The organism is Microbulbifer maximicatervae (SeqCode), from assembly GCF_056231245.1.
This window is the reverse complement of sequence record NZ_CP174334.1, coordinates 1,403,290-1,420,089: the sequence shown is the minus strand read 5'-3', so window position 1 is coordinate 1,420,089 and position 16,800 is coordinate 1,403,290. Positions and strand designations below refer to the sequence as shown.

The 16,800-nt window shown below is 51.8% G+C and carries 12 protein-coding genes; 4 read left to right on the top strand and 8 right to left on the bottom strand.

Annotated features, from left to right (window positions below):
* Nucleotides 1-408: 408 nt before the first annotated feature.
* The 5 genes from ACJJIS_RS06165 to ACJJIS_RS06145 form a co-directional block, all read right to left on the bottom strand.
* Nucleotides 409-1,794: a glutamine synthetase family protein gene (locus ACJJIS_RS06165; protein WP_475709713.1), complete on the bottom strand. Its 1,386-nt coding sequence runs from the start codon at nucleotides 1,792-1,794 to the stop codon at nucleotides 409-411.
* Nucleotides 1,795-1,910: 116 nt separating this feature from the next.
* Entirely contained in the window at nucleotides 1,911-3,260 is a 1,350-nt protein-coding gene (locus ACJJIS_RS06160; protein WP_475709712.1) for an aspartate aminotransferase family protein, read from the bottom strand.
* A 211-nt stretch (nucleotides 3,261-3,471) separates the two neighbouring features.
* The gene (locus ACJJIS_RS06155; protein WP_282932023.1) at nucleotides 3,472-4,137 is read right to left on the bottom strand and encodes a GntR family transcriptional regulator; all 666 of its coding nucleotides are present in this window, start codon (nucleotides 4,135-4,137) and stop codon (nucleotides 3,472-3,474) included.
* Between the two features lie 2 nt (nucleotides 4,138-4,139).
* Complete coding sequence (locus ACJJIS_RS06150; protein WP_475709711.1) at nucleotides 4,140-5,243, bottom strand: hypothetical protein; 1,104 nt, start codon at nucleotides 5,241-5,243, stop codon at nucleotides 4,140-4,142.
* Between the two features lie 56 nt (nucleotides 5,244-5,299).
* Nucleotides 5,300-5,740 carry a VOC family protein gene (locus ACJJIS_RS06145; RefSeq protein WP_444897960.1) on the bottom strand — a complete coding sequence of 147 codons (441 nt, stop codon included), beginning with the start codon at nucleotides 5,738-5,740 and terminating at the stop codon, nucleotides 5,300-5,302.
* A 75-nt stretch (nucleotides 5,741-5,815) separates the two neighbouring features.
* Here ACJJIS_RS06145 and ACJJIS_RS06140 point away from each other — a divergent pair, with 75 nt between their 5' ends.
* Nucleotides 5,816-6,982, top strand: coding sequence for an aminotransferase class V-fold PLP-dependent enzyme (locus tag ACJJIS_RS06140; protein WP_475709710.1), 1,167 nt, complete (start codon nucleotides 5,816-5,818; stop codon nucleotides 6,980-6,982).
* Nucleotides 6,983-7,143: 161 nt separating this feature from the next.
* The gene (locus ACJJIS_RS06135) at nucleotides 7,144-7,854 is read left to right on the top strand and encodes an SIMPL domain-containing protein (RefSeq protein ID WP_444893270.1); all 711 of its coding nucleotides are present in this window, start codon (nucleotides 7,144-7,146) and stop codon (nucleotides 7,852-7,854) included.
* 183 nt (nucleotides 7,855-8,037) lie between these two features.
* On the opposite strand, the gene ACJJIS_RS06130 is transcribed toward ACJJIS_RS06135, so the two are convergent.
* Entirely contained in the window at nucleotides 8,038-9,402 is a 1,365-nt protein-coding gene (locus ACJJIS_RS06130; protein WP_475709709.1) for a metal-dependent hydrolase family protein, read from the bottom strand.
* A 90-nt stretch (nucleotides 9,403-9,492) separates the two neighbouring features.
* Between ACJJIS_RS06130 and ACJJIS_RS06125 the strand changes: the two genes are divergently transcribed.
* On the top strand, nucleotides 9,493-10,104 hold the full coding sequence (locus tag ACJJIS_RS06125) for a glutathione S-transferase family protein (protein ID WP_444897963.1): 612 nt from the start codon (nucleotides 9,493-9,495) through the stop codon (nucleotides 10,102-10,104).
* Nucleotides 10,105-10,146: 42 nt separating this feature from the next.
* On the opposite strand, the gene ACJJIS_RS06120 is transcribed toward ACJJIS_RS06125, so the two are convergent.
* Nucleotides 10,147-12,963 (bottom strand): M16 family metallopeptidase, encoded by a 2,817-nt coding sequence (locus ACJJIS_RS06120; protein WP_475709708.1) that lies wholly within the window; start codon nucleotides 12,961-12,963, stop codon nucleotides 10,147-10,149.
* A gap of 218 nt (nucleotides 12,964-13,181) precedes the next feature.
* The gene (locus tag ACJJIS_RS06115; RefSeq protein WP_475709707.1) at nucleotides 13,182-14,270 is read right to left on the bottom strand and encodes a Glu/Leu/Phe/Val dehydrogenase dimerization domain-containing protein; all 1,089 of its coding nucleotides are present in this window, start codon (nucleotides 14,268-14,270) and stop codon (nucleotides 13,182-13,184) included.
* Nucleotides 14,271-14,789: 519 nt separating this feature from the next.
* On the opposite strand from ACJJIS_RS06115, the gene ACJJIS_RS06110 reads away from it, so the two are divergent.
* Nucleotides 14,790-16,757: a VacB/RNase II family 3'-5' exoribonuclease gene (locus ACJJIS_RS06110; RefSeq protein WP_444907731.1), complete on the top strand. Its 1,968-nt coding sequence runs from the start codon at nucleotides 14,790-14,792 to the stop codon at nucleotides 16,755-16,757.
* Nucleotides 16,758-16,800 lie beyond the last annotated feature (43 nt).

The window sequence follows — 16,800 nt, the reverse complement described above, 5'->3', positions numbered from 1 at the left end:
CCGTCTTGGGTGTCTCGCTGGTAAAGCGGAAGAATACACTGGCGGAGAAATGACTGCTAGGCGGAAGCGGTCCACACTCTTGGTATCCTGGCCCAAGGATGTGTGCTCGCAAGCCAAAATAGCAACAAAAGCCCAGCAACCGCACACCGTGTCATTCGATACACTCAAGCCATGGCGACTTTAAAAGAAGGGATTAACACGAACAGGAAGTGGAAATAAGTCAATCGAGAATAAAAAAATGCCCGCCAAAAGGCGGGCCAGATTTCTCGAACACACTTTCAGGAGGAGAGTTTCAAGCACATTACGCACTTAAATTTAGGTATAGCAGAGGAAATACCCCCACTAACTCTCCTGTCGTGAAAGCCGTTCACTAAAACGGCAATCGGCGCTAAAGCACACCGCCAATGTTTATACCCGATGCAGATAACTCTGGTATTCAACATCGGTAACGCGGGCAGCTATCTCTGCTTGCTCCTGTCTTTTCAACAGAGAGAACAATTCCACAAAGCGTGGATCAAGATGCTCGCGCCACAAAGGGCTCTGCTCAAATCGCTCCAGTGCACCACTCCAGGTATTGATCAACTTCTCACTCTCTACCTGATAAGCATCGCCTTCCACAGGTGCAGGCGCTTCCATCTGGTTCTCAATGCCATGACACACACCAGTGAGAATCGCAGCTAACACCAGATAGGGGTTAACATCCGCCCCGGCAATACGGTGCTCGATACGCCGTGCCACAGGATCGCTGGCGGGCACACGCAAAGTTGTAGTGCGATTATCGTAGCCCCAGCAGAGATTCAGCGGTGCATGAGAGCTCTCTTGGAAGCGACGATAGGAGTTGCTGTGAGGTGCGAAAAACGCCATCGCATCGTTGGCAGTCGCCAGCATTCCTGCTGCGGCATAACGCAGTAAATTAGAGCCAGTATCAGAACCGTCATCAAAAACGTTCTTTCCATTGGCGTCGATCAAACTCATATGCACGTGCATTCCGTTACCCGCCTGATCCCCGAAAGGCTTGGCCATGGTACTCACGCGGAAGCCGTGACTGCGCGCCACCCCTTTTAACAAGCGCTTAAACAGTAATGTTTGGTCTGCTACTTTAACGGGATCGGCACTGTGCAACAGGTTGATTTCAAACTGTCCCGGCGCACACTCCGACAATACTGAATCTGCGGGAATACCCTGTGCCTCGCAGGCAGCTCGCACATCGGCAAAGAAGTGTCGCTGTGCATTGAGCTCGGACAGATCGTATACGTCGGTGGAAGGCACCAGCTCGGCGTCGTTATCGCTAACCGGGCGCGGACGCGCCAGGTGATCCACCTCATCGCGGAGCAGATAGAATTCCAGCTCGGTCGCACACACGGCCGTATAACCCAGTTTGCCGAGACGCTCTACCACGCGCTGCAACTGGCTGCGGGGATCGGCATAGAGAGAGGAGCCATCTGCCTCATGCAACTGCATATGCAGCTGAGCGGTGGACTCGCGATGCCAGGGCGCCAGGCTAATAGGCGAAACCGGCAGACAAACGCCATCGCTGTCTCCACTGGCAAATACCAGCGGGCTGTCTTCGATATCCCGCCCCCAAATATCGAGACTGACCGCGCTGCGCGGCATTTGCAGACTGCCCTTGAGCAATTTCTCCGCAGCTTCTGCCGGCAACCACTTCCCTCGCGGCACGCCATTGATATCGAACATAAAGCCTTCGATCCACTTTAGGTCCGAGTGCTCTGCCAGGAATTTTTGCGACTGCTCCAGCAGATCGAGCTGGGCAGTGAATTCTTTTTCTTGAGACATAAGGTGCCTGGGGTGATCCAATCTAAACGCAGAGACGGCTCCACACCGCTTTTCCATTCAAACTATGGAAAACGGGGTATCAGACCGCCTCTGCAACAGAGTATCTTGCCGCTATGTTACGCCAGTGCTTTAGCAGTGTCGTCCAGGGCGCGGTGCGCTTTTTCTACCAGCTCATCGACCTGTTCAGTGGTCATAATCAGCGGCGGTGCGATAACCATGGCATCGCCAACGGCGCGCATCACCAAACCGTGCTTGATACTCAGGTCACGACATACCGCACCAGCGGTGCAGTCATCATCAAAACGAGCGCGGCTGGCCTTATCTTTTACCAGCTCCAAGGCACCGACCATACCCAAACTGCGGGTTTCGCCAACGATCGGATGCTCCGCCAGTTCAGCCCAGCGCTTGGACAAATAGGGGCCGGTTATATCGCGGACATTCTCGATAATCTTCTCGTTGCGCAGAATATTGATAGTTGCCAGACCTGCCATACAGGCAGCCGGATGCGCGGAGTAGGTGTAACCGTGGGTAAACTCGCCACCTTTGGTTTTGATCACCTCAGCGACACGATCACTCACCATGGTACCGCCCAGGGGGAAGTAGCCATTGGTTACTGCTTTGGCGAAAGTCATCAGGTCGGGCTTCATGCCGTAATAGTCAGCACCGAACCACTCACCGGTGCGACCGAAACCAAAAATCACTTCATCCATCACCAGCAGGATGTCGTACTGGTCCAGCACCTTCTTGACTTCCGGCCAATAGGTTTCCGGCGGGATAATTACGCCGCCAGCCCCCTGGATTGGCTCAGCGATAAACGCCGCAACATTATCCGGGCCCAGCGCCTGGATTTTCTCATCCAGGCTGCGAGCCGCTTGGATACCAAACTCCTCTGGAGACATATCGCCGCCCTCACCAAACCAGTAGGGCTGCTGTACGTACTCAATGTAGTCGAGCGGCTGGAATTGCTTGTGCATACCACTCATACCACCCAGGCTGGCACCGGCAATGGTAGAGCCGTGATAGCCATTCTTACGGGAAATAACGATGCGCTTCTCCGGCTTTTCCTGGATATCCCAGAAACGGCGGATCAGGCGCAGGTTAGTATCATTTGCCTCGGAACCGGAACCCGTGAAGAACACATTGTTCATATGCGCCGGGGTCACTTCAGCCAAGGCGTCGGCCAGTTCAATCGAGGGCACCGTAGTGCACTGGAAGAAGCTGTTATAGAAAGGCAGGGTATTCAGCTGCTCGTAGATCGCATTGCTGATTTCTTTGCGGCTGTAGCCGAGGTTGCAACACCAGAGGCCTGACATGCCATCAAGCATTTTGTTGCCATCAATATCGGTGATGTAAGCGCCCTCGGCGCTGGTAATCACACGGGTCCCCTGCTGGCCCAAGTCATGGAAGTCAGTAAATGGGTGTAGCAGGTGCTCACGGTCGTGTTGCTGCAGCTCAGTCTTGTTCATATTTCTCTCCTGGCTTTCACAGGCCTTGCTCAGCGCCCACCAATCGGGCTCAAAAGGCCAAATCGTTACCACTAATTTGTGATCACATTCTAGTGGGGCCATCGACAGAAGCGCAAGGTCTATCTGCCCTTACCGAAAACATAAGGTCGAATCGCGCCAGTGCGAGGAGAAAAAAGGGAACTAAATAGTCAACTGGGGGGGAAAGGAGCCGCTACAGCAGCTCCTCTGCAGAGATAGAGCCGAGCCCCTCTTCAATATCCTGCTGAATGGCTTTGCGCACCTTCAACTCATCTTTACTGGCAATAGCTTCGAGCAGATCTTGATGCCGGTCTGGCAACTCCTGCACGCCAAAGCGCTGGAAAACCAAGTGCTGGAGGGGAGCTGTCTGTAGCCACAGGCTCTCGATCAGGGATAGGATGATATGGGGCTGCCCCAGGCGATAAAGGGTAAAGTGAAATTCCAGATTAGTGGTTACATAGCGCTCGATGTCTTTCTGAGCGAGAGCTTCTGTTACACGCTCATCCAGCTCCCGAAGTTGCGCTAATTCTGCATCCCCGACCAATGGCAGGGCCTGTTCAGCGGCCTGACACTCCAGGGCCACACGAGCGGCACAAATCTCTGCCAGTTTTTCCGGGGTCATTGTCGGCACCCTGACCCGGCGGGTATCTGACAGCTCCAAGGCCCGCTCCGAGGTCAGGCGACGCAACGCTTCGCGAACCGGCATTGGACTGCAATTAAGCTCCGAGGCCAGACCCCGGATAGTAATCGCCCTACCCGGCAAAAACTTTCCCCGCAGAATGGCATCCCGCACCTGAAAATAAACCCTCTCCTGGGTTGTGCGGTACTCTTCCTGGGGACTGTTAAATTCCTGCACCATACCTATGCTGCCCTGACCTGCTCCAACATATGAGGGACATCCTCCGCACCCACCTCAATTAAATGTTCAGCCGCCCGGCCACTTTGCCAAATTTCATAAAAATCATCTGCCACCCGGCGACTGAGATCAACCACCCGCCCCCAGTACTTCAAACGGTCTTCACGGTCGAGCTTGTAGAAATCATTGCGGTCTGGAATTTTTCCATAGGGCAAGGAGGCAACAAATTTGGGCGAAGGAGCCACAACCAGAGTGGATTGCATGGCATCTCCGCGAACCCGTCGCCAAGAGAGCCCTTTATCAAACCAGCCGGGCACCATATAGGGGAAAAAGTGCGGGTAGAGCACTAGGCCCTGGGGGTGGCGGAAGCGCAGATCAAAGTGGTAATCGGTGATACCGCCATCGCGATAATTACCCTGTGGAGCTCCCTCCGGTGTCTGCACCCCTGTCATTACCAAAGGGATACAGCCACTGGCCAGTACAGCAGCACAGGTATTCTGCTCAGTCAGCGGAATATTTTCGGTGCTCAGGTTCTGGAAGTGGATGCCTGCCGACTCTTGCGAATGAAAAACCACCCGCTCCCAAAAAGCGCTCAGGCTGTTGCGAGATACAGCATTTGCCAGTGCCGAGGCGAGTAATGCCGGCGCCAACAGCGCCTTGTTTTCACTGGCCAGTGGCCCCCTGCCCCTGACCGCCACAAAGTGGCTGTGCCAAATGGGATTTTCCACTACCTCGCGCGCACCTTCAGCACCCAACACTGCCTGCAGCATCTTGCGACCGCCGGCAGTAATCTCTTCAGGGGAGGGCTTGTCAGAATAGGCTTGGTAGATGTAGTGATGCTCTAATCGTTCAAGTGCTGATAGCGGCTCTGCCATTGCGTAACACATGTTGCGAAAACTACCGATAGATGATCCCAAGGTGACAATTGGCTCGCTCCGCGCCTTGAAGAACTCCCCCATCAATACCCGATCCAACTGGCTAATCACCAGCCACTTGGGACCGCCGGAAGCGCCGACCAGCGTCGAAAATTGTCTCTGGGACAACCCCTCTTCACGTATGCGCCGCGCAGCCGTCTCTCCGGCCAGTAGAATACAACTGGTATTTTTCACTCACTTTCTCTTTTTCTTGGCCGTCAGAATTTATCTCAGGCTTCAACTATCCCGGGCTACCACTCACCCTGATTATCCATAGACATCCAGGGCTCCTGGGGTGGGAGGGGCTCTCCACTTTGCAGCAACTCAATGGAAATCCCATCTGGGGAGCGAAGAAATGCCATATGGCCGTCTCTCGGAGGCCTATTGATGACCACCCCCTGATCCATCATGCGTTGGCACACCCCGTAAATATCATTTACCCGATATGCCAGGTGTCCGAAATTCCGCCCGCCAGTGTAGCTTTCCGGGTCCCAATTGTAAGTGAGTTCCAATGTCGGGGCCTTATTCTCCCTGGCCGCTTCAAGATCCTCGGGAGCTGCGAGATACACTAGGGTGAAACGCCCTTTATCATAATCATTTCGACTAACGACCTGCAGGCCCAGCTTTTCACAGTAAAACGCCAGAGATTCATCCAGATTGGTTACGCGAACCATCGTGTGTAAGTACTTCACCCTCTACTCCTTCTTGTTGCCAAGCTCTACAATCAGCCCATAACAAATAAATCGGCTTTTTAAAGCTAAACGCATATGTATAAAAAATTCTATCGCGAGTTCCTTCAGGCGCCCAGTGGCAGTCCCTCTTCCATGCTGCACATGGCTTGCCACTCCCACCACTACTGGCCCGATGTTACCCTTGATGCACTACAGCAGTACTGGCGCGATTCAGCACTTCTGGCCGATGAAAAATGGGGGCCAATTTTTGAGGAGAAGATACCCTCATGGCAAGCGGCGATCGCAAAATCCCTCAACTTGCCCAGGGCAGACTTGATCGCTATAGCCCCAAATACCCATGAACTAGTGTATCGGCTACTGAGTTCATTCGACCCCAGTAAACCATTGCGCATTCTCACTACAGACGGAGAGTTCTACAGTTTTACTCGCCAACTACAACGTCTGGAAGAGCTTCCTCAAGTAGAGGTAACGAGAGTTGCCAAAGAACCCTACGCCACCCTGGCGGAAAGATTTGAAACCGAACTACATAAAAATGAATACCATCTGGCCTATGCCAGCCTGGTATTTTTTGACTCCGGTGTGGTGTTTCCCCGGCTGCTGGAGGTTGCGGCACAGAAACCGCATGGCACACAATTCGTTATCGATGGATATCACGGTTTTTTTGCCCGCCCAATCGATCTTTCAACCGTTGCAGACAAGGTTTTTTTTACGGCAGGATCATATAAGTACCTAGGCGCCGGTGAAGGCCTGTGTTTTATGACAATTCCTGCGAACTGCACACTGCGCCCTGTAAATACCGGCTGGTTCGCAGAAATGGCTGAGCTGGAGAATCGCTCGGGAGAAGTCGGATATAGCGACAATTGGCTGCGCTTTGCCGGGGCGACCATGGACTATTCAACACTCTACAAAGCCCTGGCTATTTTCGATTTATTCCATCGCGAAGGCATTACCATCGAGAAAATACACGGCTATGTTCTCAATGCGCAAACCCGATTTCTGAATAGCATGGATAACTCAGACCACCCCATCTTGAATCGCAACAACTTGATTTGTCATGATCTGGAAGAAGGTCACGGCCACTTTTTCACATTTGACTGCTCACAACCAGAAATCTCACAGAGGGTTCAGGAAGAGCTCAAGGCTCGAGCAGTTCTGTGTGATCGCCGACAACAGTTTCTCAGGCTGGGATTCGCCATCTATCACGATAAGGATGAAACTTACCAGCAGGTTTTTAACTCTTAAAGCTTTAGAGCTAAGAGGACAGAGTGATTTTTACCACCGCCGCTAGAGCATATTTCACACCTAAAAGGCACACCGGCTCAGCTGCGGTTCAGGATTCAATTTATAAAATAATGGCGCCATTTTCGTCACAACAATCAGCACTCAATGGATAAGGAAGCATTATGAAAGCAGTAAAAATTTCAGTAATTTCCCTTCTCGCCCTGCTCGCCACCGCTTGTGGTAACGAGCGGGCTCCAGAAGACCGGGGGACCATGGTATCCATCGCTGCACGAGGGGAGGCAAGTCAGGTTCCTGATATCGCAAAAATTTCTGTCGGAGTGGTAACCGAGTCAGAGGACAGCAAACAGGCAATGCGCGATAACGCCAATCAGATGGAGTCTTTAATGGCCGCCATCAAAAAATCGGGTATCAACAAGAAAGATATTCAAACCACAGGCGTTAACCTGTCTCCGCGCTACCAGTACCAGCAAAACAAAAAACCCCGGATCACTGGTTACACCGCGCGAAATACCGTCAGCGTGAAGGTTCGCAAACTGGATGAACTCGGCAAGGTCTTGGACAACCTTACTGCCGCTGGCGCCAACCAGATCAACGGTCCGAGCTTCGAAATTGGTGAACCTGCTCCAGTTCAAGCCAAAGCCCGGGAAAAAGCCCTTGAAGACGCCCAGGAACGTGCAGAAATGTACGCCAAAGCGCTGGGTACAAAAGTACGTCGCATTGTCAGTATTTCAGAAAATGGCAACGGCGGTATGCCACGCCCCATGTACCGCACTGAAATGGCGGCCATGAAAGACAGCGCTTCCACCCCCATTTCACCGGGAGAAACCACTCTTACCGTCAATCTGGATCTGGTATACGAACTCGAGGACTAATACGGAGCAATAGCTACTCACATACGAAGACAGGAAGGATACACCGCGCTTGGGGCCGTTCGGGGCTTGAATATATCCACAGTGCATTTCGATTCTTCCCTGCTCCCCCTCAGTAGCTGATGTCTTGCCAGCAGTGAAACAGCACAACAGCCTTGCTGTTTCACTGCCATTCTTCTCTACCGGCTAACCGCTGATATCTTGCTCAAGAAACACATCACTTGGCAGCTCGCTGGACTCTTTGTAAATAACGCCTTCTTTCATTACAAACAGAACCCGTTGCATTTCCGAAATATCTTCCAGGGGATTTCCAGCCACAGCGATAATATCAGCTATCTTGCCCTCGCTAATGCTGCCCAGTTCATCCTGTACTTGCAGCAGCTGGGCCGCATTCCAAGTCGCTGAACGCAATGCATCGGCCGGGCTCATTCCACCCTGCACCATCAGTAAAAATTCACGGGCATTATCGCCGTGACGGGTAACACCGGTATCCGTTCCAAATGCAATTTTTACTCCGCGCTTGTGAGCGCGGCTAAAAGTATCCTGCATTAAAGGCCCCATTGTCGCGGCTTTCGGGCGCACCAGGTCCGGCAGGAAGCCTTCAATCGCCGATTTTTCTGTCACCCACTCGCCAGCCATTAGAGTCGGCACAAACCAAGTGTTGTTACGGCGCATCAGGTCCATCACTTCATTATCCATATAGGTGCCGTGTTCAATGGAGTCCACTCCAGCACGAATTGCGCGGATCATTCCCTCCTTACCGTGGGCATGTACTGCAACCGTGAAACCATAGTCCTTAGCAGCCTCAACAATTGCCTCCAACTCATCCTGCATAAATTGAGGGTTCTGGCCGCTCTTTGCCACACTCAAGACTCCACCAGTCGCGGTGATCTTGATCAGGTCAGCGCCGTCCTTATAGCGCTGACGAATCGCTTTGCGCGCGCTGATAGGCCCATCAATAACACCATCCACCGGGCCAGGGTTCCCCATCAGGTCCTGCCTGAGCCCATTGGTGGGGTCAGCGTGCCCACCGGTAGTTGCGATTGTCTTTGCCGCCGTATAAATACGCGGACCTTCCACCAGGCCTTTGTTGATTGCATTACGTAAACTCACAGTCACGTTGTCGTGATCACCAAGATTTCGAATCGTGGTGAATCCAGCCTGTAGAGTGCGATGTGCAGCATCCACGCCGCGCAAGGTAAAATCGGCAGTATTCCAGCTGAAAGACTCCATATAAGCACGCGGCCCAAACTCGTAAGTGAGATGGCTGTGCATATCCATCAAACCTGGCAATACCGTATATTCTCTCAAGTCGACCAAGCGCTCTCGATCGCGCTTGGCAAACCCTTTCTGCACGGACTCAACCCGTCCGTCGACAATATGAATGGTGCGGTCTTCCAATAATTTTCCATTACTGCTATCAAATAATTTGCCAGCGTAAATTGCGATGCTCTCAGCACTCGCCTGCAAACTGAAAAGCCCGGCAAATACCGACAAAGCCACGGCGGCTGCGCGGTTGACAAAGTAGCTTCGGTTGGTCTTTGTTGTCATTGTCGTCCCCAGTAGATCTCTTTTAGATTCTTAACGTCCTTTACCAAGATCGCACAATCTACGCAATTACCCAGGCGAGAGGAAGCCTCTATGAAAATCTATGAGTTCGCAGCAGCACCAAACTGTCGACGTGTTCGCATGTTTATGGCAGAAAAGGGGTTAGATGCAGAATATGTCGGAATAGATATTACAAAAGGGGAAAATCTTAGCTCAGAGTTTCGAAGCAAAGATATCAATAAAAAAGTACCCGTAATGGAGCTGGATGACGGCACTTACATTGCGGAATCAGTGGCCATTCAGCGTTATTTTGAGGAGCTACACCCAGAGCCACCACTCTTCGGCCGCACCCCCAAGGAAAAAGCACTGGTGGAAATGTGGAATCGCCGTGCCGACTTTAACCTTATGTTTCCTGTCGGGATGTGTTTCCAGCACGTTTCCGGTTTCTTTAAGGACCGGATGAATGTTTACCCCGATTTTGGTGAGGATTCAGGCAAACGAGCCCTGAAGTTTATGGATACCCTCGACAATCACTTTTCAGACCATGAATACCTGGTTGGTGACTATTTTTCAGTGGCCGATATCAGCATGGTTTGCGGACTGGATTTCGGCAAAGTTCAAAACCTTCGACCCGATCCGTCCAAGCACTCTCACCTAATCAGGTGGCGTGAACAACTTAAAGAGCGCCCCAGTTTTAAAGCTTAAACTCTATTTCCCCGCCCAAACAGGGCGGGGAAATAATTTCAATCAGTCCTTTGCAGGAAGCACCTCAACGGGGCCAATATCCAAGGCTTCAACCTCGCCTTTAATCTTACTCAGATCCCCAACAATCACCCAGGTGAATTGATCTGGCGCAAGATACTCCTTCGCGGAGGCCTCCACTTTTTCCTTATTCAGTGCTGAAACCCGCTGTGGATATTCAGCAATATATTCCTCTGGAAGCCCCTTCTCCACCTGCCAATTAATACTGGAAAGCAATTGCCCTTTGGTCTGGAATCGAGCACTTTGCTTTAGGACTTCATCATTCTGGTAGTCCTCAAGCTCTTTTGCAGTGATAGGACGCTCTCCTAAGTATTCCTCATACTCTTTTACCAATTCCTTAATGGCTGGAGCTGTTTTATCAGTTTGCACAGGAGCAAAGAGGATATAAGGACGCTGCCCTTCTGTATCGAGGGAAACCGCGCGGGCACCATAGGACCAATGCTTGTTCTCACGAAGATTCATATTGACCCGGGAAGTGAACTTTCCGGCAATAATATTTGTCATCGCATCAAAAGCTTCAGCTCCCTGCGGCTGCCAAGGCGGCATCAGCAAACCCGCCATGATATAACTCTGTTGTGCGCCGGGGCGGTCAAGCAAATAAACTCGAGCCTTTTCCGGACGGGGCACCTTGGCAACGTCAATTTTGGGAAGCTCTGATTTAGGAGCAGTCCACTTTCCGAGTGTTTCATTCAGCAGAAGCTCTATTTCTTTTTCAGTAACATCGCCCACGATCGTCAGGGTTGCATTATCCGGTCGCACCCAGGTCTTTTGGAAATTAACCAGATCCTCACGGGTTATGGACTTAATTCCCTCAGGAGTACCCGATCCCGTCAAGGGAGAGCCATAAGGGTGGTTTTCTCCAAATAGCAGCGGCGGCAGTTCACGCATAGCCAAGCCCTGAGGCTGGGCTTTTTCCTGGGCTATTGCATCCAGGCGATTGGACTTAACCCGCTCCAGGTCGGACTCGGGGAAACGAGGTTCAGTAACCACCTTCTCAAATAGCTCCAGCGATGGCTCCAGCTGCGTCTTAAGGGCACTCATGCTGATATTGTTATAATCAAGGCCGCTACCACCACCAATATTTACACCAAGCTCTTCTGAGCGAGAGCTAAATTCCAGGCTATCCAGATCACCCGCACCTTCGTTCAGCATTTGCGCCGCAACTGAAGCCAGACCCGGCTTATTTTTATCTGCGGAGGCGCCACTGCGAAATTGCAGATTCATCAGTACCACGGGAGTGTCATGGCGTTCAGCCAGAACAACTTTTAATCCATTTTTGAGAGTAAATTCTTTTTGTTTTGGCAGTTCCAGCTCTACATTTTTATCCACCTCGGGGAGTTTGCTGCGGTCAGCACCTTCCGCCGCTGCCGTATACTTCTGCTTCGGCTCCATAATTAAGGTGTAGGAGTCCTCTTTCAACCACTGCTCAGCCACTTCCTGAACTTCGAGAGCGGATACTTTTGCATAATCCTCCACGCCTTCTATCAAGGCTCCGGGATCACCAAAATAAAACTCCGACTGGGCAAGGATGTCACTCTTACCACCAAAACCACCGGTTTTTTCCAACCCCTTTACCAGCCCGGCAAACTCACTCTGTTTAACCCGGCGCAGCTCATCAGCATTCACACCATTTTTTGCGAATTGCTTTAATTCTTTATTCAGTAAGTCTTCAACTTTTTCTACGGACTGCCCGGGTTTCACGTCGACGATAATCATCAACTGCCCTGCAAGCTGACGGCCATAATAAAAAGCGCTGACGCTGGTAGCCACTTGCTCATCACGAACCAAACGGCGGTAAAGAAGAGAGTTTTTTCTATTGGCGAGAAGGGAAGTCATTAATTCCAGCGCGTCTTCCACTTCGCTACCCACTGCAGGTACATTCCATACCTTGTAAATTCGAGTTTGGGGCACCTGATCGTAAACTACCTCTCTCTTTTTCACTTGGGTGGGTAGTTCCCAATTCTTAATACGCGGTTGTACACCTGTGCTCGGGATATCACCAAAATATTTGCGCACCTTGGCCATCGCATCTTTGACCGTAACATCACCCGCAATTACCAAAACTGCATTAGCGGGCTGATAATGGTCCTCAAACCATTTTTTGACATCTTCAAGACTGGCGTTGTCCAGGTCCTCCATCGAGCCAATCGGCGTCCACGAATAGGGGTGTCCTTTGGGGAAGGTGCTCTTGGCAATAATATCGAACGCTTTGCCATAAGGTGCATTCTCCCCCTGGCGCTTTTCATTTTTTACAACACCGCGCTGCTCATCCAAAACCTCCTGGGTAATTGCACCTTTAAAATGCCCCATTCGGTCGGACTCCATCCACAGCGCCATATCCAGGGCGCCTTTGGGCACAGTGACAAAATAATTGGTGCGGTCATTGCTGGTGGTGCCATTCATATCGGTGGCCCCAGAGCGCTGGAAGGGTTCGAAATATTCCCCTGGGAAGTTTTCGCTACCGTTAAACATCAAGTGCTCAAATAAATGAGCAAATCCGGTTTTACCTGGCGGCTCGTCCTTAGAGCCAACTTTGTACCAAAGATTGGTAGAAACAACGGGGGCTTTGTGGTCTTCATGCACAATCACCGTCAGGCCATTGGGCAATACTTCCTTATGGAAAGGAATCTCCAACTTGGGTGGCGGGACATACGCCTCTTTATCGGATGCAGCAGCCTTACTACTGGCTGCTGCTTCCTTATCCACCGAAAGCGCATGAGGCGTATCATCGGTAGACTTTCCGCAAGCGGTAAGGCCAGTAATAGCGATGGCAACGCTGATAAGTAGCGGACGCAAGTCCATATTGTCACTCCCTTTTAAAAAACCGCAATTTCAGGATGGCAAGTTTAGGCCAGCTTTCCTCCAGAGTGTCAGCAAAACCTTTTACCAACCGCAATTTAGCAAATATTCCAGGCAAAAAAATGGGCACCGAAGTGCCCAAATCAATACATCACAGAGAGAAGCGAGATGACAATCGCCCAAGGAATCAGGTCACCAGCTCTACTCCTGCGCTGAAAACATTACGCTGCCACAGTACCAGACTTGTCTTCGGCCTCGCCTACAACCGTATGGTGACCAAAGCGCTCCTCGGCAACACGGTCCGCTACGTGAGCGGTGGTCTGGCCGGTTTCATCGGCACGCTCGAACACTTCTTTCATAGTGTTGCCAATCTCTTCGATATGAGCGCGCACTTCTGCAGCGTCGTAATCGCCTTTCTGCTGGTAGTAAACATCGATAATACCGCCAGCATTAATGACATAGTCCGGTGCGTACAAAATACCTTTCTCGCGAAGCACTTCAGCGTGACGCTCTTCCGCCAACTGGTTATTGGCCGCGCCAGCGATCGCCTGAACCTTCAAACGGCTGATGGTGTCATCGTTGAGAATTGCACCCATCGCACAGGGGGCAAACAGATCTACGTCCAGGTCAAAGATTTCGTCGGCAGTTACGGCTATGGCACCAAGCTCTGTAACCGCACGATCAATATTGTCTTGGAAAATATCGGTGACAAACAGTTCCGCACCGGCATCCTTCAATAGTTTACCCAGGCGGAAACCGACGTTGCCCACGCCTTGAATAGAGACTTTTAAGCCGGTCAGGTCAGTCTTGCCCCAGCGGTGTTCTACCGCAGCTTTCAGGCCGACAAACACACCGTAAGCAGTCGAAGGGGAAGGATCACCACCATACTCGGAGCCCGCAAACAGGCCGGAGACAAACTCGGTTGTCTCACCGATAACACTCATATCAGACACACTTGTGCCGGAATCTTCAGCAGTGATATAACGGCCGCCCAAGGTATTAATAAATTCACCCATAGCGCGCAGTAACTCAGGAGTCTTTTCCTTGCGCGGGTCACCAATAATTACGGACTTGCCACCACCCAGCTTGAGACCGGCCATTGCGGACTTGTAAGTCATACCCCGGGAAAGACGGAGAACATCATTCAGGGCCTCGCCATCGTCGGCGTAGGGCCACATACGGCAGCCACCCAGTGAGGGACCCAAATTCGTATTGTGTACCGCGATAATGGCCTTCAAGCCACTCTTTGCATCTTGGTAAAACGCCACTTGTTCGTGTTTATCGTAGGCGGAATGGGAAAAAATACTCATTAACTGTTCCTCTCCGGAAGGCCGGTTCTACAGCTGGGGAACAACCACAGCCCTTATCTGTTTTTATCTGGAATAAGATTATATCCAGCTCCCACAGACAAAGTTTGCATATTTTGCACACATGAGCATTAGAATAGCTAAAGCATCACACCAAAATATCATTTTTAGGATATTCGTTTGCCCCGGAATAACTTGGGCCGCCCAGTCATTAATCTAGGCGGCTAGCTCTACGCTCTTATTTCTCCATCAATTGGCATTGAATACCGGGCCCTCTCCTACCGCTGGCGGCTCTCTTATAAATTTCCTATAACTGCCCCTCAAGAGAACACGATTCCTGTATAAATCTTCTGGCAAAGAACCACTTTTTGAAGCCTTCCTTAATATGTCTACTTTTTCAAAAATTTTTGAAAACCTCACAACACTGACAACTAAGATCATTTCCACCGCCTAAGCGCGTTACATCCTCTGCGTATGGTCTGGTAGAATCCGCGCCCAAATCGACCCATAGAGATAAACTCGATGCTGAATGCCGACGCTCTAAAACAACTTTCGCAACTGAAAACAGATATTCGCTCCAGTAAGGAGTTTGCCGAAGGCCGGGTTCGCGGCAGTAACGGCAAGTTTGGCTTCGTTGAGTTGGATGACGGGAGGGAAGCCTTCCTGCCTCCCAATGAAATGGAGCGTGTATTTCCCGGTGACCGGGTTCGAGTAAGTCTCTCAGAGGAGAACAAGGGTAAACTCGCGGCGGAGCTCGATGCATTGATCGACAGCCAGCTCGACTACCTTGTTGGCCAGTATGTACAGCGCGGCCAGGGCCACTTTATCCAGCCCACGCAAAATGGCCTGTCCCGCTGGATTTTTCTCCCTCCCAAGGCTCGCGGCAAGGCCCAGCCGGGAGAGTTTATTGCCTGCAAAGTAAACCGCCATCCATTTAAAGACGGCAGAGCCCAGGCCAAGGTGGAAACCGTTATCGGCAAGCCCGATATGCCCGGTATCGAACACGCCTATGTTGTCGCCCAATTCAAGCTGCCTGAGCAATTTGGTGCCGCTGCACAAAAGCAGGCGGACACAATTGCGGAGAAACTGACAACAGTTACCGGTGAGCGCACCGAACTTTCCGAGCTGGGCTTCGCAACTATCGATGCGGAAACCACTCGCGATATGGACGACGCTCTGGCCGTAAGCAGCCGTGACGGGGGCTGGACCCTGCACATTGCTATTGCAGACCCATCGTCGCTAATTGATGAGAACAGCCCCCTGGATAAAGAGGCGTTTAATCGGGCCCACAGCCAGTATTTACCGGGCGAAACCCTACCCATGCTGCCCCGCAACCTGTGTGAGAACCTGTTCTCCCTGGTTCCCGGCGAGCTGCGCCCCGCCCTGGTTATCCATATCGATATCGATAACGATGGCACCATTGGTAATAGCCGCTATGAATTTGCCGCTATTCGCTCCCTGCACAAACTGAGCTATGAACAAGTCAGCCGCTTTATTGAGGGTGACGACTCCGCCGTGCCCCAGGAGCAACAGGACAGTCTGCGTAATTTGGCGGCGATCTACGAAGCGCGCGCCGCATACCGTGCCAGCCACTCACTGGCAATGGAAGATCGCCCGGACTATGAAATCCGCTTGAACGATCAGCGCAAGATCGAGCGTATCGAAAAGCAGGAACGCAATATCGCTCAGCGAATGGTCGAGGAAGCCATGCTCGCTACCAATATCAGCATGGGTGGCAAACTCGCCGAGATTGAGCAGGGCTGCTTCTCTGTTCACTTGGGCTTCCGCGAAGAGCGCATGGGAGAAGTTCGCAGCCTGCTGAAAGAACTGCTACCTGAGCATGCAGAGGCCGATCTGGGGCAACTGGAGCATTACCTTGCACTGGTTAAGCACCTGGAAAACCATGAAGAGCCGCAGATGAACAACCTGCTAGCCGTGCTCAAGCGTATGCTGCGCCCGGGCCAGCTCGATAACAAGGTAGGGGCTCACCTGGGACTGGGCCTCGAGGCCTACGCCACCGTCACCTCGCCAATTCGCAAGTACAACGACCTGCACAACCACCGCGTTCTGCGCGCTGCTGCGCAGGGAGAGAAAGCCTCCACACTGGCCGATGATAAAATTGAATCCCTGCAGGAAAGCCTGATTCGCGGTCGCCAGGCCAACCGAGCCCTGGAGCAATGGCTCTACGCTCAATTTATCGAGAAGAAAGTTGGCCAGGAATTTACAGGGAAAATTACCCTGGTAAACGGCGCAGGCATCGGCGTGCGACTCGACGACTTTGGTATTGACGGCTTTGTGCGCATGAATGGCGATAAGAAGAACCTGCCCACCTTCGATGGCAAGCACCTGGTTCTTACACACAATGAAAAACGCTTCCACCTAGAACAGGAAGTTTCAGTTAAAGTAGCGTCTGTCGATGTAGACAAACGACGCATCGCCTTTGAACTGAACGCTGAAAAAACTGAGGCTGCCGACGCGGCCCAGAAATAAATTCCTGCACATTTACCCAAGCCCGGCGCTCGCCGGGCTTTCC

Bases quoted from the DNA above. Each gene is read 5' to 3' on its own strand.
- ACJJIS_RS06165 (WP_475709713.1), bottom strand. From the start codon at position 1,794: ATGTCTCAAGAAAAAGAATTCACTGCCCAGCTCGATCTGCTGGAGCAG.
- ACJJIS_RS06160 (WP_475709712.1), bottom strand. From the start codon at position 3,260: ATGAACAAGACTGAGCTGCAGCAACACGACCGTGAGCACCTGCTACAC.
- ACJJIS_RS06155 (WP_282932023.1), bottom strand. From the start codon at position 4,137: ATGGTGCAGGAATTTAACAGTCCCCAGGAAGAGTACCGCACAACCCAG.
- ACJJIS_RS06140 (WP_475709710.1), top strand. From the start codon at position 5,816: ATGTATAAAAAATTCTATCGCGAGTTCCTTCAGGCGCCCAGTGGCAGT.
- ACJJIS_RS06135 (WP_444893270.1), top strand. From the start codon at position 7,144: ATGAAAGCAGTAAAAATTTCAGTAATTTCCCTTCTCGCCCTGCTCGCC.
- ACJJIS_RS06130 (WP_475709709.1), bottom strand. From the start codon at position 9,402: ATGACAACAAAGACCAACCGAAGCTACTTTGTCAACCGCGCAGCCGCC.
- ACJJIS_RS06125 (WP_444897963.1), top strand. From the start codon at position 9,493: ATGAAAATCTATGAGTTCGCAGCAGCACCAAACTGTCGACGTGTTCGC.
- ACJJIS_RS06120 (WP_475709708.1), bottom strand. From the start codon at position 12,963: ATGGACTTGCGTCCGCTACTTATCAGCGTTGCCATCGCTATTACTGGC.
- ACJJIS_RS06115 (WP_475709707.1), bottom strand. From the start codon at position 14,270: ATGAGTATTTTTTCCCATTCCGCCTACGATAAACACGAACAAGTGGCG.
- ACJJIS_RS06110 (WP_444907731.1), top strand. From the start codon at position 14,790: ATGCTGAATGCCGACGCTCTAAAACAACTTTCGCAACTGAAAACAGAT.